The organism is Chthoniobacterales bacterium, assembly GCA_036569045.1.
Lineage (GTDB): Bacteria > Verrucomicrobiota > Verrucomicrobiia > Chthoniobacterales > JAATET01 > JAATET01.
On sequence record DATCRI010000016.1, the window covers coordinates 1 to 21,752 of the forward strand.

The 21,752-nt window shown below is 63.1% G+C and carries 17 protein-coding genes; 13 read left to right on the forward strand and 4 right to left on the reverse strand.

Going from position 1 to position 21,752, the window contains the following annotated elements:
- The first annotated feature begins 131 nt into the window (after nt 1-131).
- From corA to VIM61_04005, 3 genes are read left to right on the forward strand one after another with little or no spacing between them, the layout of a single operon-like run.
- Nucleotides 132-1,184, forward strand: coding sequence for a magnesium/cobalt transporter CorA (gene corA / locus VIM61_03995; GenBank protein ID HEY8899548.1), 1,053 nt, complete (start codon nt 132-134; stop codon nt 1,182-1,184).
- Nucleotides 1,175-2,263, forward strand: coding sequence for a glycosyltransferase (locus VIM61_04000; GenBank protein ID HEY8899549.1), 1,089 nt, complete (start codon nt 1,175-1,177; stop codon nt 2,261-2,263). Before corA ends, VIM61_04000 begins: the two co-directional genes overlap by 10 nt.
- Nucleotides 2,260-2,865 (forward strand): HAD family phosphatase, encoded by a 606-nt coding sequence (locus tag VIM61_04005; GenBank protein HEY8899550.1) that lies wholly within the window; start codon nt 2,260-2,262, stop codon nt 2,863-2,865. The genes VIM61_04000 and VIM61_04005 overlap by 4 nt, the downstream gene beginning before the upstream one ends.
- A gap of 3 nt (nt 2,866-2,868) precedes the next feature.
- Here VIM61_04005 and argS read toward each other — a convergent pair whose 3' ends face one another.
- On the reverse strand, nt 2,869-4,629 hold the full coding sequence (gene argS / locus VIM61_04010; GenBank protein ID HEY8899551.1) for an arginine--tRNA ligase: 1,761 nt from the start codon (nt 4,627-4,629) through the stop codon (nt 2,869-2,871).
- A gap of 8 nt (nt 4,630-4,637) precedes the next feature.
- The gene (locus VIM61_04015) at nt 4,638-5,105 is read right to left on the reverse strand and encodes a PTS sugar transporter subunit IIA (GenBank protein HEY8899552.1); all 468 of its coding nucleotides are present in this window, start codon (nt 5,103-5,105) and stop codon (nt 4,638-4,640) included.
- A 228-nt stretch (nt 5,106-5,333) separates the two neighbouring features.
- Between VIM61_04015 and VIM61_04020 the strand changes: the two genes are divergently transcribed.
- The 9 genes from VIM61_04020 (at nt 5,334) to kdsB (ending at nt 17,079) form a co-directional block, all read left to right on the forward strand.
- A complete protein-coding gene (locus VIM61_04020) occupies nt 5,334-6,260 on the forward strand; it encodes a hypothetical protein (GenBank protein HEY8899553.1) in 927 nt (308 codons plus the stop codon).
- 3 nt (nt 6,261-6,263) lie between these two features.
- A complete protein-coding gene (locus VIM61_04025; GenBank protein HEY8899554.1) occupies nt 6,264-6,995 on the forward strand; it encodes a hypothetical protein in 732 nt (243 codons plus the stop codon).
- Nucleotides 6,992-7,522, forward strand: a complete 531-nt coding sequence (locus VIM61_04030; GenBank protein ID HEY8899555.1) for a hypothetical protein — start codon at nt 6,992-6,994, stop codon at nt 7,520-7,522. Before VIM61_04025 ends, VIM61_04030 begins: the two co-directional genes overlap by 4 nt.
- Before the next feature lie 63 nt (nt 7,523-7,585).
- Nucleotides 7,586-9,814: a UDP-forming cellulose synthase catalytic subunit gene (bcsA, locus tag VIM61_04035; GenBank protein HEY8899556.1), complete on the forward strand. Its 2,229-nt coding sequence runs from the start codon at nt 7,586-7,588 to the stop codon at nt 9,812-9,814.
- Nucleotides 9,815-9,823: 9 nt separating this feature from the next.
- Entirely contained in the window at nt 9,824-12,142 is a 2,319-nt protein-coding gene (locus tag VIM61_04040; protein ID HEY8899557.1) for a cellulose biosynthesis cyclic di-GMP-binding regulatory protein BcsB, read from the forward strand.
- Nucleotides 12,143-12,184: 42 nt separating this feature from the next.
- Complete coding sequence (locus tag VIM61_04045) at nt 12,185-13,315, forward strand: glycosyl hydrolase family 8 (protein HEY8899558.1); 1,131 nt, start codon at nt 12,185-12,187, stop codon at nt 13,313-13,315.
- 232 nt (nt 13,316-13,547) lie between these two features.
- The gene (locus tag VIM61_04050; GenBank protein HEY8899559.1) at nt 13,548-15,731 is read left to right on the forward strand and encodes a cellulose synthase subunit BcsC-related outer membrane protein; all 2,184 of its coding nucleotides are present in this window, start codon (nt 13,548-13,550) and stop codon (nt 15,729-15,731) included.
- Between the two features lie 39 nt (nt 15,732-15,770).
- Entirely contained in the window at nt 15,771-16,340 is a 570-nt protein-coding gene (locus VIM61_04055; protein HEY8899560.1) for an HAD-IIIA family hydrolase, read from the forward strand.
- 7 nt (nt 16,341-16,347) lie between these two features.
- Nucleotides 16,348-17,079, forward strand: coding sequence for a 3-deoxy-manno-octulosonate cytidylyltransferase (kdsB, locus tag VIM61_04060; GenBank protein HEY8899561.1), 732 nt, complete (start codon nt 16,348-16,350; stop codon nt 17,077-17,079).
- Here kdsB and VIM61_04065 read toward each other — a convergent pair whose 3' ends face one another.
- Nucleotides 17,080-18,126, reverse strand: a complete 1,047-nt coding sequence (locus VIM61_04065; protein ID HEY8899562.1) for a L,D-transpeptidase family protein — start codon at nt 18,124-18,126, stop codon at nt 17,080-17,082.
- A 317-nt stretch (nt 18,127-18,443) separates the two neighbouring features.
- On the opposite strand from VIM61_04065, the gene VIM61_04070 reads away from it, so the two are divergent.
- On the forward strand, nt 18,444-20,930 hold the full coding sequence (locus VIM61_04070) for a transglycosylase domain-containing protein (protein HEY8899563.1): 2,487 nt from the start codon (nt 18,444-18,446) through the stop codon (nt 20,928-20,930).
- Here VIM61_04070 and VIM61_04075 read toward each other — a convergent pair.
- A complete protein-coding gene (locus VIM61_04075) occupies nt 20,927-21,736 on the reverse strand; it encodes a CbiX/SirB N-terminal domain-containing protein (GenBank protein HEY8899564.1) in 810 nt (269 codons plus the stop codon). The genes VIM61_04070 and VIM61_04075 overlap by 4 nt on opposite strands.
- Nucleotides 21,737-21,752: the final 16 nt, after the last annotated feature.

Genomic DNA, 21,752 nt, shown 5'->3' on the forward strand with positions numbered 1-21,752 from the left:
CTGCTGGCCAATCGCGCCGAGCGCACGCCGCTGGCGCCGGGCTACGGGCATTTTGCGCCGGGCGAGGCCGGGTAAGTTTTTCGGGTTGTCAGCCGTTCCGGAAATCTGGCTGATAGGACGCTACGCCGCGCATGATCCGACTCAACTATCATCCCCCTGGCACGCCGCCGGCGACCTTGCTCCCGCGCGTGAGGGTCGATGCGTGCAAGCCGACGATCACGCTCATCCAATACGACGGCGACGCGATTTTCGAGGGCGAGTTCGACACGTTCGACGAGCTGATGGAGCGGTTCGACGCCGCGAAGGTGAACTGGATCAATGTCGACGGCCTGCACGATCTCGGGTTGCTGAATCGGCTGGCGGGACGTTTTCACATTCATCCGCTCGCGCTCGAGGATGTGCTGAACACCACGCAGCGGCCGAAGGTCGAGCCCTACGACGAGAACATGTTCATCGTGAGCGAAATGGCCTACTTCGAGGCCGGAGCGCTCGTTTTCGAGCAGGTCAGCATGTTTCTTGGGGATGGCTATTTGCTGACCTTTCAGGAAGAGCGGGGGCGGGACGCCTTCGAGAGCGTGCGGAAGCGGCTGCGCTCCGGTCGGGGATTTGCCCGGCAGCGAAAGGCCGATTACCTCGCTTACGCGCTGCTCGATGCGATCGTGGATCAGTTTTTCCCGATCCTCGAGGACATGGGCGACGGCATCGAGGAGATCGAGGAAGAGCTGCTCGAACGGCCGAACAAGGCGACGCTGCGGCGGCTCTACGAAGCGAAGCGGCTGCTCGTGCAGATCCGTCGCGCCTCGTGGCCTCACCGGGAAATCGTGAATGCGATGATGCGGGACGAGAGCGGGCGGATCGCGATGGAGACGACGGTGTTCCTGCGCGATTGCTACGACCACATCACGCAAATCATCGACATCGTGGAAAGCTACCGCGATATCAGCGCCGGCCTCATGGATGTGTATCTTTCGAGCCTCGGCTTTCGCACGAACGAGATCATGCGCGTGCTCACGGTGGTCTCGACGTTCTTCATTCCGCTCACGTTCATTGCCGGCGTCTATGGCATGAACTTCCACTACATGCCCGAGCTCGGGTGGAAATACGGCTACCTCTATTTCTGGAGTGTGTGTGCAGCCGTGGCGGGCTTCGTCTTCTACATCGTGAAAAAGAACAAGTGGCTGTGAAAAAAGCGCTCATCCTCACCGCGGGCTTTGGAGAGGGCCACAACGCGGCGGCGCGAAATCTGCGCGACGCCCTCCTCGCGGAAAATCCCGATGCGCGCGTCGAGATGCGGGACGTCTTTCTCGAGGCCTACGGCTGGCTCAATCAGCTGTCCGTGCGCGGCTATCTCATGCTGATCAATCGCCTGCCCGGCGTGTGGAATCTCGTCTTCCAATGGCTCGATCGCTCGAGCGCGGTGTCGGACCAGATCGGCATCTTCGGGCGCGCGGCGCGGCAGTTGAATGCGCTGCTCGACGAGATGGAGCCCGATGTCGTGGTGAGCACCTACCCCGGTTACAATCATCTGCTCGATCACCTGCACAACGAGGCGGAGGACCGCGCCTTCACCCAGGTGACGATTGTGACGGACTCGCTGACGATCAATCGCGTCTGGCACACCGGCCACAGTGATTGGTATGTCGTCGCCAACGAGGCGACCGCCGAGGTGATGCGCGCGCAGGGCGTGCCGGCGGAGAAAGTGCGCGTGCTGGGATTTCCGGTGCCGGCATTTTTTGCCGAGCCGCGGGAGAAGCTTCCCGCGACTGCCGGCGAGCCGTGGCGCGTGCTGTTCATGGTGAACTCCGGCAAGCGCATCGCCGTCGAGGCCGTGCGGGAACTGCTGGCGCTCGAGGGAATCGCGCTGTCCGTCACGGTCGGCCGCGACGAAGCGCTCGAGGCTCGCATTCGCGCGCTGGGTGGAAAATCCGAGGTCTACGGGTGGACGAAGGAGTTGCCCCGGCTGATGGCTGAGGCGCATGTCGTCGTGAGCAAGGCGGGCGGCGCCACCGTTCAGGAATGCCTCGCCGCGTGCACGCCGATGATCGTCAGCCAGGTCGTGCCGGGACAGGAGGAAGGCAACGCGCGCCTCATCGCCGAATCGGCCGCGGGCGTGATTGCGGAGACGCCGGAGGCGATCGCGGCGGCTGTGCGAACGGCCTTCGCGAATGGCGGCGAGATTTGGAAGGGCTGGCACGCCGCGACGCGGGCGCTCAGTCGTCCGCACGCGGCGCGGGACGTGGCGCGCTGGATCGAGACGCTATGATCGACGCCGTGATCTTCGATATCGGCAACGTGCTGCTGAAGTTCGACTACATGGTCGCGGCGCGGCGGTTGATGGCGCACAACGGCCTCACGGAGGTGCCGGATCGCGAACCGATCGTCGCGGCGAAGGAGGCCCTCGAAGGCGGCCGCATCCAGCGCGCGGAATTCCTGCAGCTCGTGCGGCCCGAGTTTTCGCACACGGGCAGCGACGAGGAGTTCCTCGCGATGTGGGAGGACATCTTCGAGGAGAACGTGCCGATGACGCGGTTCGCCATCGGGCTTGCGGCGCGCGGAGTGCCGACATTCCTGCTGTCGAACATCTCGTGCATCCACCACGACTTCATTTTCAGCCGCTATCCGGTCTTCGCGACATTTCGCGACGGCGTGTTCTCGTATCGGGCCGGCGCGCTGAAACCCGAGCCGCGCATCTACGAAATCGCAATCACGCAGTTCGGGATCGATCCGGCGCGCACGCTTTTCATCGACGATCTTGCGGCGAACATCGCGGCGGCCGAGCAACCGGGCCTGCGCGGCCTCGTTTACGATCACCACGATCATCCCGCGGCGGCGGAGAAGCTGCGTGGATTCGGGTTCGACTTCTAGCGGCTACATTCGCTCCGGGCACTGGATGCCGAGCAGGCCGAGGCCGGTGCGCAGCGTTCGGGCGGTCAGCTCGCAGAGCGCGAGGCGCGACGCGCGGGTGGCGCCCTCGGATTTCAGCACCGGGCAGGCCTCGAAGAAGCCGTGGAACGTCGAGGCGAGCTCGTAGAGGTAGGTCGCGAGCAGGTTCGGGCGAAAATCCGCAAGCACCTGAGGCAGGACTTCGCCGAAAAGCAGGAGCTTGATCGCCAGTGCACGCTCGCTCGGCTCGACGAGGGAAACCTGCGACGGCGCGAGTTCGATGCCGGCCTCTCCGGCCTTGCGGAAGATCGAGCGGATGCGGACGTAGCTGTATTGGAGATACGGCGCGGTGTTGCCCTGGAAGCTCAGCATCTTGTCCCACGAGAAGACGTAGTCGGTCTGCCGGTGGGGTGAGAGGTCGGCGTATTTCACGGCGCCGAGACCGACGACGCGGGCGATCTCCCGGCGCTCGGCTTCGGGCAGCGCGGGATTTTTCTCGGTGACCGCGGCGAACGCGCGTTCCTCAGCCTCGTCGAGCAGCTCGGAAAGCTTGATCGTGTCGCCGCTGCGGGTCTTGAAGGGCTTGCCGTCCTCGCCGAGGATCGAGCCGAACCACGCGTGGGCGAGGTGGACGGCCGTGTCGGGGCGCCAGCGGCGGAAGATCGCGAAGAGCTGGCGGAAATGGAGCTGCTGGCGGCCGTCGGTGACGTAGACGATTTCGTCGGGCGACCAGGTTTCCAGGCGATACTCGAGCGTCGCGAGGTCGGTGGTGGTGTAGTTTGCGGCGCCGTCGCTCTTCTGAACGAGCGCGGGATTCGGACGCCAGCCGTCCTTGTCCTTCACGAGGAACGGGTCGTCCTCGGGCTTCGTCGCGCCGTCGGAAAAGACGCACCACGCGCCGTCGCTTTCGCTGGCGATGCCGAGGGCCTTGAGTTCCTCGACGACGGGCTTGAGCCGCGGGTTGTAGAAACTCTCCCCGAGCGTGACGTCGAAGCTGATGTCGAGCCGGCCGTAGATCGTGTCGAACTGCGATTGCGAGAGGCGGATCATCTCGTGCCAGAGCGCGAGATTTTTCGACTCGCCGGCCTGGAGCTGCACGAGCTCGTGGCGAACGTGGTCGAGCACGACGGGATCGGCCTTGCAGGCGGCGCTCACGTGCTTGTAGATGCGCTCCATCTCGCCGAGCGGGTCGGCGTCGAGCGCGGCCTGGTTCAGCTCGGTCTTCCAGCCGTAGAGGAGCATGCCGAATTGCGTGCCCCAGTCGCCGATGTGGTTGTCGGTGACGACATGATGCCCGAGGAAGCGGGCGACGCGAGCGAGACTGTCGCCGAGGATCGTCGAGCGAATGTGGCCGACGTGCATCGGCTTGGCGACGTTCGGCGAGCTGAAGTCGATGACGATCGTGCGGGGCGTCGCGACGGGAGAGACGCCGCCGCGTTCGTCGGCAAGATGCGCGGTGGCGGTGGCGTCGAGGAATTCCGCGGTGAGGCGGAAATTCAGGAATCCCGCGCCGGCGAGGGTGGGGGGCTCGGCGAGGCCGGAAACGTCGATCTTCTCCGCGATGGCCTGGCCGAGCTCACGGGGATTTTTCCGCTCCCGTTTGGCGAGCACCATGGCGGCGTTCGACTGGTAGTCGCCAAAACGCCCGTCGGCGGACGGCGTGACTTCGGCGAGGGAGGAGTCGAGGGAAAGGGCGTCGAGCGCGGCGCGCAGACGCTCCTCCAGCAGGGAGCGCACGGTGGGCATGGGAAGAATCAACCGCGCTGCGAGCGGTTGGTGAAGACCTGGAGAATCTCCGTCGCGTTGGTCGCGCTGCCGAGCTCGTCGCGCACGGTGCGGTCGTTCAGAAACTTGGCGATCGCCGCAAGCGTGCGGAGATGGGTCTGGAATTGATCGCGGGGAACGATGAAGAGGACGATGAAGTGGACGGGCTGGTTGTCGAGCGAGTCGAACTCGATGCCGGTCTTCGAACGGCCAAAGCCGGCGACGACATCGGTGACGCAATCCGACGATGCGTGCGGGATCGCGATGCCAAAGCCGATGCCGGTGCTCATGGTCTCCTCCCGCTGCTTGAGAGCGGCGAGGATGCTCGGCATATCCTCCTCGGAGATGCGGCTGGCGGCGACGAGACGCCCGATAATTTCTTCGATCGCCTGCCACCGTTCACCGGCTTGCATTTCCGGGATGATTTGTTCGGCAGAGAGAAGATTGGCCAACATCATGGTTCGTCGGGTCGCGCGGGGAAGGCGCGGAGAGTCCCGCCAAGCTAACAATCGAAGGGGCGATGACAAGCGCGATGTTGGCAGCGCTCCGGCGGAGACAGGGCGAAACAGCCCGTCTCGCGGGGGTGGTTTCCGCGTTGAGGGCTTGCGTGCCGCGCCGTTTCCCGCTTACGTCCCAAAGAGAGCCGCGCCCGCCGTTTCCCGTCGTCGGACGTCGAGATTATCACCATGGACGAGTCTTCAAGTATCTATAGCCGATTTTTGGCCAAGGCAAAGCCATCCCCGGAGCCGCCGGTGCCGGAGCCGGCGAGTGCTCCAGAAATCGCGCCTTATCGTCCGACGGGCACAAAGCGACTGATCGTCCCGGCCACGAGCAAGGGGGGCGTCGGCAAGTCCTACATTACGCTGAACCTTTGCGAGTGGCTGAAGTCGCAGAAGGTGCCTTTCGTTGCGTTCGATCCGGATTGGTGCAACTCCACGCTCACGCGCTTCTATCCCGATGCGGAGTTCATCGACATCAGCGAGGCCGTCCACCTCGATAACGTCATCCGCGCTTTCGAGCGTTCGGACCTTGTCATCACCGACGGGGTCGGTTCGATGCAGGCAAAGTTCATCGACTGGCTCGAGGAGACGCGAGTTTTCGATCTGCGCGAGGAACTCAGCCTCGACATTACGATGCTCGTCATCATCGAGGAGGACAAGGAAACCGTCTTTCAGGCCGGGCAGGCTGCGCAGCGGGTGGGGGAACGGGCAAACTGGCTGGTTGTTCGGAACCTCAAGACCTCGCCCGTCACCGAAATTTACGACAACAGCAACGCCCGCAAGAGCCTTCTGGAGCTGGGCGCCAAGGAGATCACCGTCGAGCGGCTGCCCTGGAATCTGAACAGCATGATCCAGAAATCCAGCAAGACGATCACCGGCCTTGTCGAGGACGAGAGCATCTTTTTCCTCGAGCGGCAGCGCATGCGCTCCTACCAGCAGCGGCTTTTCGACGAATTTGCCAGCGCCCGCGACTTTCTGCTGCCCGGGTCCCTGATTCCGCCGCCGGCTCCTCCGGAACCGGCTCCCGTTCCCGCGGAAGAGCCCTCCGCGCCGGCCGCGGTGGCGCCTTCCCAGCCGGTTTCGCGTCCCCGGGTGCCGCCTCAGGAAGTCTGATCCATGGTTGCGAACGAACTGCCAGCGGACATCCTCTCGGGCTCATCGACCCCGAAGCGACTCATCCTCGTCGCGATGGACAAAGGCGGTGTCGGCAAATCGTTTTTTACGATTCTGCTCGCCCAGTGGCTGAACGCGAAGGGAAAGCCCTTCCTTGCCTTCGATCCCGACTACAACAACTCCACCCTCACCCGGTTCATTCCCGATTCGCAGTTTCTCGACATTCGACACTCTGAGAATCTGGACCGGATCATCGAGGTCATGCAGGAGCATCCGCTAGTGCTCGTGGACGGCGTGGGCTCCCACCAGCGCATCTTTCTCGACTGGCTCGAGGAGACGAACCTCCTCAAGCTTCGTCACGCCATGAAACTTGAGCTCACGCTTGTCCTGATCGTCGAGGAGGATAAGGACACTGTCCATCAGGCTGGCGAAGCAGTCAGCCGAATCGGCAATCAGGTGGATTGGCTGGTCGTGAGAAATCACAAGACGATGCCGAGTTCCCGGATCTACGACCGCAGCAAGGCCCGAAAGGAGCTGCTCAGCTGCGGTGCCAGGGAGCTCACGCTGACCAAGATGAATACGGAACTGGTATTCTTTTTGCAGCAGCAATCCATGACGATCGACAAGGCGTTGGAGAGCAACCGGCTGTTTTTGATTGATCGGCAACGCCTCGTTGACTATCGGAGGTCGATTTTTAGCCAGTTTGAAGCCAATTCCCGTATCTTACTATCATGAGCGACTCCTCTGAACTCCAGGCCAAGATTCTGGAATGGCAACGCCGATACAACATCGAAGACGGCGATCCGGCCATGGCGCTCATCGAGCTGCTCAACATTTACGGCTATCGAAACGGGGCGACTTCCTACCCCGTTCCGGTTCCGGCAGCACCGGCTCCGGTCGTTTCCACCACCGAGGTGGCGCCGATGGTCGTGCCGGCCCATCTCGACGATGCGGTGGTCGAGCAGATTCGCAGCCAGCTTTTCCCGGCCATCGAGCGACTGGGGTTCCAGACGCAGGAGCTGAAGCAAAAGGTCGAGGTGATGGCGCTGGAAACGTTTTCTCAGCAGGTCGCCACGTATCACGAGGGGATCGACTATTGCACGAAGAAGCTCGATGTGGTGAAGAAAGACAGCGACGCGCTCGTGGTCCAGCTCTCGAAGGTCGCGAATTCCATCGCGCCGATCACCCGCCTCGCCGTCCTCGTTCTTGTGCTTGTGGCCTTTGTCCTGGGCTTCGTGGCCGCGGTCGCATTCTATAAATAGTCCCACTTTCTTGAATCGGCGCCTGCTTCCAATCTCCTTCGGGTCTTTCCCGCGACGCCGGTCATGAGTTTCCGCGAGACCATCGAGCATCTCGATCAGAAGGGCGCGCTCCGCGCCCTCGCGATTGGATTGATCCTCGCGGTGATGATTTTCTTCGCAGCGAACGTCAATACGGCGTCCCAGCTTGCCGTAGGCGTCTCCGGCATCGTGGTGCTGATGATTCTGCGCTTCTTCAAGAAGAACGAGAACACGCGCGTCATCTTCCTGAGCATCGCCTCGTTCCTGTCGCTGGACTACGTGTTCTGGCGCACGTTCACGACGCTCACCTATTACGATCTCGTCAGCTTCACCTGCGCCATCCTCCTCTACATGGCGGAGATGTATGGGTTCATCGTTTACGGGCTGAGCATCTTCGTGAACATCGATCCGCTGGATCGCAAGCCCTACCCGCTTCCCGCGAACAAGGACGAGTGGCCGACGGTGGACGTGCTCATTCCCACCTACAACGAGGAAAAGGAAATCCTCGAGATCACGCTGCTCGCGGCGCTGGCCATCGACTACCCGAAGGACAAGCTCAACGTCTACCTCTGCGACGACGGCGGCACCGACCAGCGTTGCAACATGAGCGACCCGATCAAGGCCGCCCAGGCGCGGGATCGTCGCCGCGTGCTGCAGGATCTTTGCATCGAATCCGGCGCCCACTATTGCACCCGCGCGCGCAACGTCCACGCGAAGGCCGGTAACCTCAACAACGCCATGGAGAACAGCACCGGCGAGCTGATTCTCATCCTCGACGCGGACCACATCCCCACCGTCGACTTCCTGCACAACACCGTCGGCTGGTTCCTCAAGGATCCCAAGATGTTCCTCGTCCAGACGCCGCACTTCTTCACGAACCCCGATCCGATCGAGAAGAACCTGAAGACCTGGCGCGTGATGCCCAGCGAGAACGAGATGTTCTACAAGGTCATCCAGAAGGGGCTCGATTTCTGGAACGCCGCGTTCTTCTGCGGCTCCGCAGCGGTGCTCCGCCGGTCGTTCCTGGCAAAAGTCGGCGGCGTGGTCGGAGAAACGATCACCGAGGACGCCGAGACGGCGCTTACCCTGCATTCGCTCGGCTACAACAGCGCCTACATCGATCGCCCGATGGTGTCGGGTTTGTCGCCGGAGACCCTTGGCGGCTTCATCACGCAGCGCGTCCGCTGGGCGCAGGGCATGGTGCAGATCTTCCTGCTCAAGAACCCACTGCTCGCGCGCGGTTTGTCGTTCCCGCAGCGTCTCTGCTACTTCAGCAGCTCGTTCTTCTGGTTCTTCCCCTTTGCGCGACTCACGTTCTCGCTCGCGCCGGCGGCCTTCCTGTTCTTCTCGCTGAAGATTTACGATTCGAACTTCTACGACTTCCTCGCCTTCGCGATGCCGCACCTTGTCTCGGCATTCATGGTGCAGGCGTATCTCTTCGGCACCGTCCGCTGGTCGTTCGTCTCGGAACTCTACGAGCTCATGCAGTCGGTCTATTGCTTCCCGGCGATCGTGAAGGTTTTCCTGAACCCCCGCGCACCGTCTTTCAACGTGACGGCGAAGGGCGAAATTCTGAACCGCGACTTCATCAGCCCGCTCGCGAAGCCGTTCTACGTGCTGCTGCTGCTGAATCTCATGTCCCTCGTCGCGGGCACCTATCGCATGGTCTTCGAGAACATGCACCAGTTCGCCACGGGCATCACGATGTTCTGGGCGTTGTTCAACGTCTTCATCCTGCTCGCCTGCCTTGGCGCCCTGCTCGAGCGGCGGCAGATGCGCTCCACCGCCCGCATGGGCACGAAGATTCAGGGCAATCTGCTCATCGGCGAACGGCGGATCCCCGTCGACATCATGGACCTGTCGAACGGCGGCGCCGCGCTGGCCATCGACGGCGCGCACGAGACCCAGCTTCGCACGGACATCCCGGTGCAGCTCGAGCCGGACAAGGATTTCGGCATCGATCCCGGCGTCTTCAACATCGAGATTCGGAACCTGCGCTACCGCGACCGCACGCTCATGGTCGGGTGCCGCTTCAAGCACAAGAATCTCGAGGAGATGAAGCGCAAGATCGCCTTCGTGAATGGCAGCAGCGAGCGCTGGATGCAATTCCAGATGAGACGCGAGAAATCCATCGGCGTCTGGGGCAGTTTCGTCTACCTGCTCAGCTCGGGCATCCGCTTTTCCATCGAGCACCTCGGCCTTGGTCTTCTGGGAACCATGCGCCGCGATCGCGAGAATCGCACTTTTGGCACGGACTCTCCGGCCAACCCTTAGAACCACGTTATGAAGAATCGAGTCACGAACAGCAACGGAGCCCGCCGCGGGCGTTGGGGAGCCGCAATTGCGGCTGGTGTCGCCCTCCTGATTTCCCCCGCCCAGGCGCAGTTCACGCCCACGATTCCGGCGACATCGCCTGCCCCCGGGGCGGTCGGCACGCCGGGAGCTTCCGATGCCAATACCCCCGCTCTGGCGGGGGCCTCCACCGTGCGCCTCCCGCTTCGCCAGCTCGTGGGCGCGAAGGAGCCGATCTATCTGATGACCGCACAGAGCATTCGCACGCTCTTCGTGCCGCTTTCGCCCCGTTACAACGTGAAGAGCTGCAAGCTGCGCCTCAGTTTCACGAACTCGATCGCCCTGCTCAGCGAACGCTCCACCCTGCGCGTCGTCCTCAACGACAAGGTCGTCGCGCAGTTCTATCTCTCGCGGAACAATCCCGACCAGACCGTCGACATCGAACTCCCCGTCAAATATCTCGAATGGGGTTCGAACCAGCTTCAGTTCGTCGTCTCGCAGCACTACACGCTCGAGTGCGAAGACCCGTCCGCTCCCGAGCTGTGGACCCAGATTTTTCCCGACGAGAGCTACCTCGAAGCCATCGTTACTTGGAACAAGATCTACCCGAAACTCTCGCTCCTGAAGGACCTGATCGACCAAAAGCTCTGGGAGACCTACCGCTTCAACATCTGCTTCCCGAGCACCTCGAGCGGCGGCACCACGCCTTCGCAACTCTCCTGGGGCTCGATCATCTCGCAGGGAGTCGGCCTGAACCTCGTTTACCGTCCGCTCACCGTCACGACCAGCGGCTCGCTCGTCGCCGGCATGGATAACATCGTCATCGGCCAGCAAAGCGAGCTCACTCAGTATCTCACCGCCGCGGAAATCGGCGCCGTGGACGGCAGCTTCATCGCCGTGAAGCCGCTGCCGGGCGATCCCACGCATTTCCTGCTCGTGATCAGCGGCCGCAGCGAGGAGGAGGTCAGCCAGGCCTGCTACGCCTTCTCCCTCATCAATTTCCCGCTGCCCGATTCGCAATACGCGAAGGTCGACAAGATCAACTTCCCGCAGAAGGAATTCTGGGTCACCCACGCTCCGATCAAAGAGGCGGGCATCTACAGCTTCCGCCAGCTCGGGATGGAGAAGAACGTGAGCATCCAGGGCTGGAACACCGGGGGTGTGCAGCTGGAGACCTACATGCCCGGCGACCTCTCGCAGGATGACGGCGCGAATATCGAACTCCGCCTCCATTTCGCCTACGGCGCCGCCTTCCGGCAGGACTCCGTGCTCAACATGTTCGTGAACCGCGAGTTCCAATACGCCATCCGCCTCGACGACCTGCGTGGCGCGTCGGCCTACGGCTACAAGGTGTATCTTCCGGTCAAGGCGTTCCAGCCGGGGCGCAACGTCGTCGAGATCGCGCCGAAGATGGTGCCGCTCATCACCGGCGACTGCCAGATGGTCCAGAACGAGAACCTCTGGTTCACGCTTTACCGCGATTCGGACTTCGTCGTGCCGCACCTTCAGAAAAAGGCCCGCCTGCCGAACTTCAACCTCTTCTCGCAGACGGCGTTCCCGTTTACCTCGACTCCGGATGGCCTCGACCTCGCGGTGCTCGTCGCGGGCAAGGATAACATCAGCATCTGCGCCGCGTGGATGCTCCTCGCGAAGATGTCCCAGGTGAGTGGTTCCGTGCTCTACAAGGCGGAAATGACCTACACGGCCCCGAAGACGAAGAAGGACCTCCTCATCGTCGGTCCGATCGACACGATTCCCGACGATGTCCTCACGACGTCGCCGGTCAGCCTCCAGCAGCTCGGCCGCCTGCGCTACCTCGTGGACGTGAGCCCGACGCCGGAAGGCACGGCCATCGGCCCGGTCGAGGAAGTGATCGAGAAGCTGCGCGGCGTGCCCTCCGATCGCGCCGAGCGTGAGCAGCCGACCACCGTGGAATTCCAGAACACGTCCGACCTCCTCGACGACACCGTTGCGGTCGGTTACGAGTCGCCGTTTGCCCGCGCCCGCGGCGCGATGCTGGTGACTGCGAAAGACAGCGCCACACTTTACAACGGCATCGTCAACCTGCAGGACCGCATGTTCTGGGACAACCTTTCGGGCAACCTCGCCGTCTGGAACAAGACGCCCCGTTCGCTCGCCACGGCGCGCCTCGGTCCGGAGTTCATCTACAAAGTCGATAACCCGATCATGCGCACGCAGAACAAGCTCAATGGCAACCCCATCGTGTTTGTGGTCGTGACCTTCCTCACGATCGGTATCCTTGCCATCGTCTTCCTCAAACTCCTCAAGAAGAAAGCCCCGAAGGTTTAATTCCATGAATCAACGCCTCGCGTCCCCCGCGAAGCTTTCCCGATGAAACGGAGACGCTCAACGCTGCCGCATCGCCGGGCGCTGTCCAAGCCGGGCGGCACGCCGATCTGGTGTGAGCGCCGCACGGCCATCGGCTTCGGGGTGGCGGCGCTCGTGGCGTTGCTGCTCTGGCTCTTCCTGCCAGGCGATCCCTACGCGCTGCCGGGCGGCGACTGGAAACTCTTCAAGGAACGGTTCCTCGCGAAGGAGGGACGAATCGTGGACGACGGCAACGGCGGCATCACGCACAGTGAAGGACAGGGCTACGGCATGCTGCTCGCGGTTGGGTTTCGCGATCGCGATGCCTTCGACCGCATCTGGGAGTGGACGTCCACCCATCTCAAGCGCAAGGACGACGCCCTGTTCAGTTGGAAATGGGTGCCGGAGGACGGCGGCAAGGTCGGCGATCCCAACAACGCGTCCGACGGCGACCTGCTGATCGCGTGGGCGCTCGTCCGCGCCTTCGACGAGTGGAAGGACTTCAAATACCAGCGCGCCGCGGCCCAGATCGTCGCCGCGATCTTCGAGAAGGCGACCGTGCCGACTTATCTCGGCCTTCAGCTGCTTCCCGGCGTCGATGGCTTCAAAAAACCGGAAGGCGTCGTTACGAATCCCTCCTACGAGGTCTTCCCGGCCTTCACGGAACTTGCCATCGCGATTCCCTCGCCGAAATGGAAGGAACTGGCGGCCGGCGGCAATGCGCTTGTGCAAACGGCCCAGTTCAGCCGGTGGAAACTGTCGCCGGACTGGGTGCTCGTCGCCGCGAACTGGGTGGAACTTGCCCCCGGGCACGATCCCGTCTTTGGCTACAATGCGATCCGCGTTCCCCTGCACGTCGCCTGGGATAATCCCTCCTCTCCGGCCCTCGTGCCCTTCGACAAATTTTGGTCGGGGCTCCCGTCTGGCACGCCAATGCCCGGATTCGTTGATTTGCAGACGGATGCTTTCGGTCCCTATCCGGCTCTTCCCGGCATGCAGGCAGTGCAGCAATTCGCCCACGCCTGCGTCACCAAGGCGAAAATCACGGTGCGGGATATCCCCCGGCTTCAGAAGGATGAGGTCTATTTCTCCGCGAGTTTGAAACTCCTGACGAAACTCGCGATCCGAGACTGTTTCGGTCCAAAAAGAAATTGACTTCCCGGTGCGTAAAATCCGATTCCTCTGCAACTTGTTTTACCGCGCCTCTTCTTTAAATCTGGCCTTGGCTGGCGTTTCCCTGGTTCTGATTGGGACGCTTCCGCTGGCATTTTCCCAGCAAGCCGGTGATGCCACGCCCGAGGCGGTGTCGCCGACCGTTGGCGCGATTCCCTCGCCCTCCACGGCCCCTGGCAATACTCCGGAGCCGGACTCTCTTTTCGTTCCAATCGTGCCCGGAGGCACACCGAAGCCCACGATTCCGCCGAACGCCGAGCAGAAGCCCTTTGCGCCCTCGGATATTCCCGCGCCCGCCATCCAGGCTACGCCGGAAACCGTTGATACCGTGGATGACAGCGACCCTTCGAACGGAGCTGGCCTAGAGATGCCGTCCATCTCGCTGCGAGCCACCCCGGCACCCACGCCTCGCGTGACCCTCGCCCCGCGGACAATGGCCACCCCGGCGAAGACGTCTTCGGTGGAGCTTCCGGAGCCCGAGAGCACGGGCAGCACCACCGCTGCTGACATCCCCGACGACGAGGTGCCTACGCCGACTCCCGCCCGCACCTCCGTGCGAAAAACGACCACCAGCAAGCCAGCCGCCACGCCCGCCCCGCGCCGGCGCCAGTCGACGGCCGTCAGCGAAGCGGTGAGCGGTGAGCGCCTCTCTCAGATGATGACCCGGGCCCGTCTGAATCGCGATGCGCGGCAGGCGACTGCCGTGGGCTGGGCGGAATTCCAGCGCAAGGATTACGAGTCCGCTGCGATGTGGTTCGAGCAGGCGATTTCCTGGGACACGAGCTTCGGCGAGGCCTACTACGGCCTCGCGCTCACGAAGTTCACGACCGGCGACACCACGCAGGCCGAGGCGATCGCCGGCTACCGGACGAATTCCTACCCGAAGATGCGCACGCTTCTCGGCGACATCCTCGTGCGCCGCGCGATGGAAAATTACGAGGCGAAGCAATATGCCCAGACGATCGAGGCGCTCAACAAGGCCTCGAACTACCGCACGCTTAGCCGCAACGAGAACATCATTCGCGGCTGGTCCTATTACTACCTGCGCGATTATCAGAGCGCGGCCAACATTTTCGAGCGCCTCTACCGCACCCGGCCCGACAAGCCCAGCGCGGAAGGTCTCTACGCGGCACTCTCGCGGATGAAGGACTGGAAGCGGCTCGAGCGCGTCGCCGGCGAGGTGCCCGGTCCGCTCAATCACATCTACATGACCTACGACACGGAGCAGTATTACAAATCCGGTCTGTTCGTCGCGGCCTACGATTCGAATCCCAAGGCTTATCCGGCTCTCGCGAACATCGATTCGCCCTCTGCGGCGATCGGTTTCGAATACGCCAGCAAGTCGGGCCAGGAAGGGGAATCCAAGCTCGTCACCGCGCGTGCGCCGGTCGGTCAGGTCAAGTTTTCGCCCGCGAATCGCGTGACGATCACGGCGGAGGTCGCCCGCCTCATCCTGAAATCCGGCTCGCCCTCTGACGGCGCCCTCATCGGCACCCCGCCCGAGGAGTTTCAGCCCTTCAACCAGGACATCAACACCAGTTACAACGACCTCTACGAGCTGAAGGCCCGCATCGAATATCAGGACTGGCTCAGCCCGTATCTCGAAATTGGCAGCACGCCGCTCAATGCCGACCTGTCGGCCCGCGTGATCGGCAAGGCCGGTGTGCAATACCGCCATGCGCAGGGTTACGTGCAGGCCGAGTTCTACTCGCAGCCGATTCGCGAGTCGGTGCTGAGTTACGTCGGTCTCGAGGATCCCTACGTCGACGGCCGCGCCTGGGGCCGCGTGCAGGAGACGGGAGGGTCGTTGCAGGTCTTCCAGGGGCTCGGCAACGACATCACGGCCTTTGCCAAGGGTAGCTACGGGGTGATCACCGGCACGAACACCTACAAGAACGATCACCTCTCGCTCATCGGGTCCATCTCGAAACTCTTCAAGCCCGAGGGCTTCGAATACATCACCGTCGGCCCTGCCGTTTCCTACGAGCAGTTCAATAACAACCAGAACCAGTTCACCTACGGCAACGGCGGCTACTTCTCGCCGCAATACATCATCCAGGGCATCATCGAGGCCCAGGCCCTCACGACGGAAGGCCAGAGCTGGCTTGCGCAGGGCTCCATCGGCGCGGGTGGCCAGCAGAACAAGCAGGACGCCTCGCCCTACTTCCCGCTCGATCCGGATGGTCGCGAATTCCCCGGCACGACGTCCTCCACCGGCATCTTCCTCGTGAAGGCGGACGGCGGTGTCCTGCTCACGCCGGAATTCATGGTTGGCGCCAAGCTTTCCTACGCCATCACGGCCGATTACAACGAAGGCTTCGCGGCGATTTACGTTCGCTACTTCTTCGAGCCGCGCGTGGGCTTGTTCCGCTCCGACCTCGACTTCAGCTACTGGTAGCCGAGCAGGGCTCGCCGGAGAGCCGCACCCGACCGCACCTTGGATTCCACACCTCGCTCCGACTCCGATCGATCCGTCCTCAAGCCGGCCGTCTTTCTCGATCGTGACGGCACCCTCATGGACGAGGTCAATTTCTGTCGCGATCCCGCGGATGTGCGCGCGATCCCCGGCGCGGCGAAGCGACTGGCTCGCCTGCGTGAGTTCGGCTGGGCGATCGTCGTCATTACGAACCAGAGCGGCATCGGTCGCGGAATCATCTCCCTCGAGCAATACGAAGCCGTTCACGCCGAGTTGCTGCGTCAGCTCAACAATCAGGTCGACGCGGCCTATTTCGCGCCGGACGTCCCGCCGAACATCACGCCGCGCCGCAAGCCCGGCATTGGCATGGTCGAGGAAGCCGTCCGCGATCTTGGGTTGGATCTGACCCGTGCCTATTTCATCGGCGACAAGAAGATCGACGTCGAATGCGGGCACAATGCCGGGATGCCGTCGTTCCTCGTCCGCACCGGCTACGGACGCGAGATCGTCGACAGTGGCGCCGATCATGAGGTGGACAGCGTCGTCGACGCGCTCGACTGGATCATCGCCGCGGCCGAGGCGCAGGGCTGAGAACATCATGTCTGCCGTTGCCATTATTCCCGCCCGCTGGGGTTCCACGCGCTTCCCCGGCAAGCCGCTGGCCCTGCTGGCCGGCAAGCCGCTCGTGCAGCACGTCTGGGAGCGCTGCCTCCGAGCGAAGAAGCTGCGTCGCGTAATCGTGGCGACGGACGACCTGCGCATTGCCGAGGCCGCCTTCGAGTTTGGCGCCGAGGTCGCCCTCACGTCGCCGGAGCACCCCACGGGTTCCGATCGACTGGCGGAAGTCGCCGCCAGCCTTCGCGGCGTCAGTCGCATCATCAATGTCCAGGGCGACGAGCCGCTCATCGAGCCGAAGCTGATCGATCGGCTCGTGACCGAGCTGAAGGAGAATCCTGACGCTGGCATGGTGACCGCCGCGACGCCGTTTCTCGATGCAAGCGCAGCCACGGATCCGAATTGTGTGAAGGTCGTCGCCGATCGTCTCGGCAACGCGCTCTATTTTTCGCGCAGCCTCATCCCGTTCGATCGCGACGGAAGCGGCGCGGTCGTGCCTCTGCATCACCTTGGGATTTACGGCTACCGGCGAAACTTTCTTCTCGAGTATGTGAAGTGGAAGCCCACGCCGCTCGAGCAGTCGGAGAAACTCGAGCAGCTTCGCGCCCTCGAAATGGGCGCGCGCATCCGCCTCGTCGAAACAAAGCATCGCAGCATCGGCGTCGACACGCCCGAGGATCTCGCCGCGGCCGAGCAGGAGCTCGGCGCTTGCTAGTTACTTCGAGCGCACCTCGACCGGCGTGCCGCCCTTGATGCGCTGGGCGAGAATCCAGGCGTCCCAGTTCGCCGTGCGAATGCAACCGTGGCTCTGGTTGCGCCCGATTTGATCCGGACTCGGGGTGCCGTGGATGCCGCGGCTGGGGATGTTGATCGCGAGCCAAACGATGCCGACGGGATTGTTCGGGCCGGGCGGCAGATTATAGGCGGTGTCGCTGCGCTTGCCGGTCTCGAGGACGGATTTATCCCAGCGGAAATAGGGGAGCAGCGTATTCGACGTGATCTTGTAATTGCCGTCCGGCACCGGTTGCTCGGGCGAGCCTGGCGTGCACGGGAAACAGCCGACGAGCTTGTCGTCCTCGTAGAGCTCGATCAACCGCGGCTCGCGGAGCAGCACGAGACGGCGCTTGGGCTCGTAGGCGGGTGCGGGTGTGGGAGAAGCATCCGCCGAGGCGCCGTCGGTTTTGGCCTGTTTGCGCGCCTTCGCCTCGGCATTGCGGTGCTTCTCGAGATCGGCCACGGCCTGCATGTCGAATGGCTCGACGTCCGGAACGCGGAGCACGGTTCCGACGACCGGAGGTTCCTTCAACGAAGGATTCAATTCCTGCAGAAAATCGAGGTCGGTATGGAATTTTTCGGCGATCGCTTCCCACGAGTCGCCGTAACTCATGCGCTTGAGTTTTTCCTGCTCTTGCGGGGTCGAGGCCATTTTCCCCACCCAGCTCAGGTCCGCCTCGGTGACGGTGTATTCGCGATAGGGCTCGGCGACGCTGCTGAGATCAAGGCGCGTGCCGGGCTCCATTCTGTAGGCCTGGTTGTAGCGGTCGGCGGCCTTCTGGGTGAATTCGCCGCCGAGTCCGTCGATCTTCCCGGGGCGGAAATACGCGCGATCGAGCACGATCTGGACCTTGACCATCTCCTTCCGCTCGGGATCATCCGGATTCTGCTGGGCCAGCTGGGCGACGGGCCGGGCATCCCGCGGGGATTGGGCGTGAAGCGCGAGCGGCAGGAAGGCGACGGCGAAGAGGAACGAGCGGGGCGACATGGCGAAGGAATAGATTCCCATGCCGCGGGCAAAAGACAAGGCGTGGCCGGGTGGGCGGGGAACTGTATTTCTCGTTTGCGCTGGCGCGGGCTTCGTGTGAAATAGTCGCGCGGGCAGGGTGGGATCAGGACTGTCGAATTGAAGTTGTTGGAGCGTTTTGGACCCGCTTCGCAGCGGCTTTCGCGCTCCAGATCGGCAGTCTTTCCTCACCACACTCATTTCTTTTTATCAGCGACGGATTTTACAGTTGGGAAGAGAGATCGCGGCGGAAGCGCCCGCGGTTTTATCTGCGTTGGTGGTTCTGGGGGCCAATCGCGGTGCTCGCGCTGGGGCTTTTCGCCGGATTCATCGCGTTCCAGATCCTGAAGTCCAGCTACCAGCACAAGGCCGAGGAGTTCAACCTCGCTGACGTCGAGAAGATGGAGTCGGCGACGCTCGTCTACGATCGCAATGGCGAGCTGGTTGGAAAGTTCTTCCTGCAGAATCGCATCCCGGTGCCGGCGGACCAGATATCTTCGATGATGACGAAGGCTGTCGTCGCGGCGGAGGACAATCGCTTCTACGAGCACGATGGCGTCGATTATTGGGGCATCATCCGCGCGGCGATCGTGAATTACCGGTCCGGCCGGAAGAAGCAGGGCGCCAGCACCGTGACGCAGCAGCTCGCACGTAATTCGTTCGACCTTCACGAGAAGACCTACCAGCGCAAGATCATCGAGATGTTCCTCTCGAACCGCATCGAGAAGAATTTTTCGAAGGAGCAGATCATGACGCTGTATCTGAATCGCGTCTATTTCGGCTCGGGCCTCTACGGAGTCGAGGCGGCCGCCCGCGGGTATTTCGGCGTGCCGGCGAAAAACCTCACCGTCGGCCAGTGCGCGACGCTCGCGAGTCTGCTCAAGAACCCGAATCGTCTCTCGCCCTGGAACAATCCCGAAGGCGCGACCGCCTCGCGGAATTTCGTGCTCGGTCGCATGCAGGACATGGGTTTCATCAGCTCCGCGGAAGCAAAGGCCGAGCAGGAGATGGTGATGATCACCAGCCGCCGCACGAATCCGCACAAGGTTTCCTACGCCGTCGATTATGTCCGCCAGCAGGCGATCGCCGAGCTCGGTTACGACCGCGTGATGAATGGCGGGTTCAGGATCTACTCGACGCTCGATCTCAAGATGCAGCGCGCTGCCGAGGCGACGTTGCGCGCGCAGCTCAACGCGATCGAGAAGGTGCCGGACTACGCGCACGAGACCTACGAGCAGTTTGTCGGGAAATTCAAACCCTACGACGACGTTTTGCGCACCGGCGGATTCCCGTCCGGCGCGGTCCCGACGCCGAGGTATCTGCAGGGCGCGGTGATCGCCTACGACAACGCGACCGGCGGCATTCTCACGCTCGTCGGCGGGCGCGAGTTCAAGCACAGCGAATATAACCGCGCCGTGCAGGCGAAGCGCCCCGCGGGCACGGTCTTCACGCCGCTTGTCTTTGCGGCCGCGCTCGAGTCGGGCATCTTCCCGGGCGAGATCGTGCAGGACGCCGCGCTCGACAATCGCTACGTCGGCATCGGCGGCACGACGGGCATCCTCGGCGAATGGGGCGTGGAGCGCGCCGGCAATCAATACGAGGGCGGCATTCCCGCGCGCGAGGCGATCGCGCAGGGCAAGAATGCGGCGACCGTGCGGCTTGGCCTGCAGGCGGGCCTCGATTCCGTGAAAGCCCTCGCGCTCAAGGCCGGCATTCGCTCCCCGCTGCGCAATCTGGCGAACAGCTTTCTCGGCACGAGCGAGGTCTCTCTCGACGAGCTTACGATGGCCTTCACGATGATCCCCGATGGCGGGGAACGGCCGAAAAGGGGCTTCATCATCGATCGCATCGTCGAAGGCGACGGCACGGAAGTCTTCCGCGCGAAACCCGAGCGCGTGCCGGTGGTCGCCGATTCGACGGCCTACCAGGTGAACGCCGCTTTGCAGGACGCGCTGCACCTCGGCACCGGCGCAATGGCGGAGCAGCGCTACGGCCTCGGCAATTATCCCGCGGGTGCGAAGACCGGCACGGCCTACAATTTCACCGACACCTATGCGATCGGCTACACGAGTGCGGTGACCTGCGGCGTGTGGGTCGGTTTCGATCGCCCGACGAAGATCTTCCGCGGCGCGTTCGGCAACAATCTCGCCCTGCCGATCTGGACCGGCGTGATGAATTCCTCGGTGAACGACTTCAAGCCGCAGCCGTTCGAGCGGCCGCCGTCGATCATTCCCGTCTCGATCTGCCGTTCGTCTGGCCTGCTCGAGACCGGGCGTTGCGAGGAGGAAGTGACCGATCCGCAGACCGGCCAGACGCGGAAGGAAAAGACCGCCTACATCGAGTTTGCCACCGCGAAGAGCAAGCCGACGATTCCGTGCGACGTCCATGGCACGGGGCTGCGGCTCTACACGAAGGAGCGGGAGCAGTCCGAGTATCCGCGCGCGACCGCCGCCGTCGATCTTGCGATGATCCGTCCCGTCGCCGTCGGAGCGCCTGCGCTCGTGGGGTTGAACGACGTGTATCATTCCGTGAAGCCGGCGGCCCTGCGTCTGCGCGAGGACGAAATTCCCGTGGCGAAGGCCGAGGCGGTGGGATCCCCGGCAGAGGCTCCCGCCGAACCGGGAGATGAGAATATTCCGAAGGCCACCGCGGTCGGCCCAGTGGCGCCGATTCCTGTCGAGACACCGCAGGAAGTGCGCAAGGCCGAGGCGGTGAAGCCGCTCGACGTGCCGGGCGGTAGCGAGGATGCCGTTCCCCTCGACGCGCCGCCGCCGATTCAGTTCTAGGCGGCCACTGCGCTCCGATCGAACGCCGCGACCTGGTCCAGAATGACGTCCGCGATTGCGGGCTCCGTCCCGATGGCGCTCGCGTAGAAGAGCTGGCGGCCGCGAACCGTGTAGGGATTGCGGCGAAAGACTTCTCGCTGGCTGGCGGCCGGGCCTTCTTCTTCCTCGATACCGAGCAGCACCGGAATATCGACGTAGCTGTGGAGGCCGTCCGCGATGAAAAAGGGGAGCACGAGCACGTTCGGGCAGCGCGTGAGTTCATCCCACGCCGAGATGAGGGGTGGTTCTTCCATGTAGGCGGCGATCACCTCGCCGTAGATCCCGAGCGCGGCAATGCGACGCACCTGTTCCTTGGCGGCCACGGCGGAGTTGTCGTTGAGCGACGTGCCGTGACCGACGATCACGAGACTTGTCTCCGCCGCGGGCACGCCGGGAATTGTCCCGGCGGCGCGCTTGAGGAGCACCTCCGTCATCCGCGGGTGACTGCCGACGGGCTCGCAATATTTGATCGTGCGGAAGCCGCGCCGGGTGAGCGGACCATCCAGGCCGAACTCGCGGGGGATGACCGTGCGCGTGAAATATCCCTCGCTGATGAAATCGGGCACGACATACACGTCGTCGCTCTCGACCATTCGCAGCACTTCGCGCATCGAGGGCTCCTCTTTCCAGAAGCAGGTCGCGACCTCGGCGAAGACGCCCCGGGCGCGGATGGCATCCGCATGGTCGTGGGTCGGCGCGCTCGAATCGGGATTGAGCGTGGACCCGTGACCGACGATCACGAGCGCGGAGTCGGGCTTGGAGAGCATGGAGGATTTACGATTG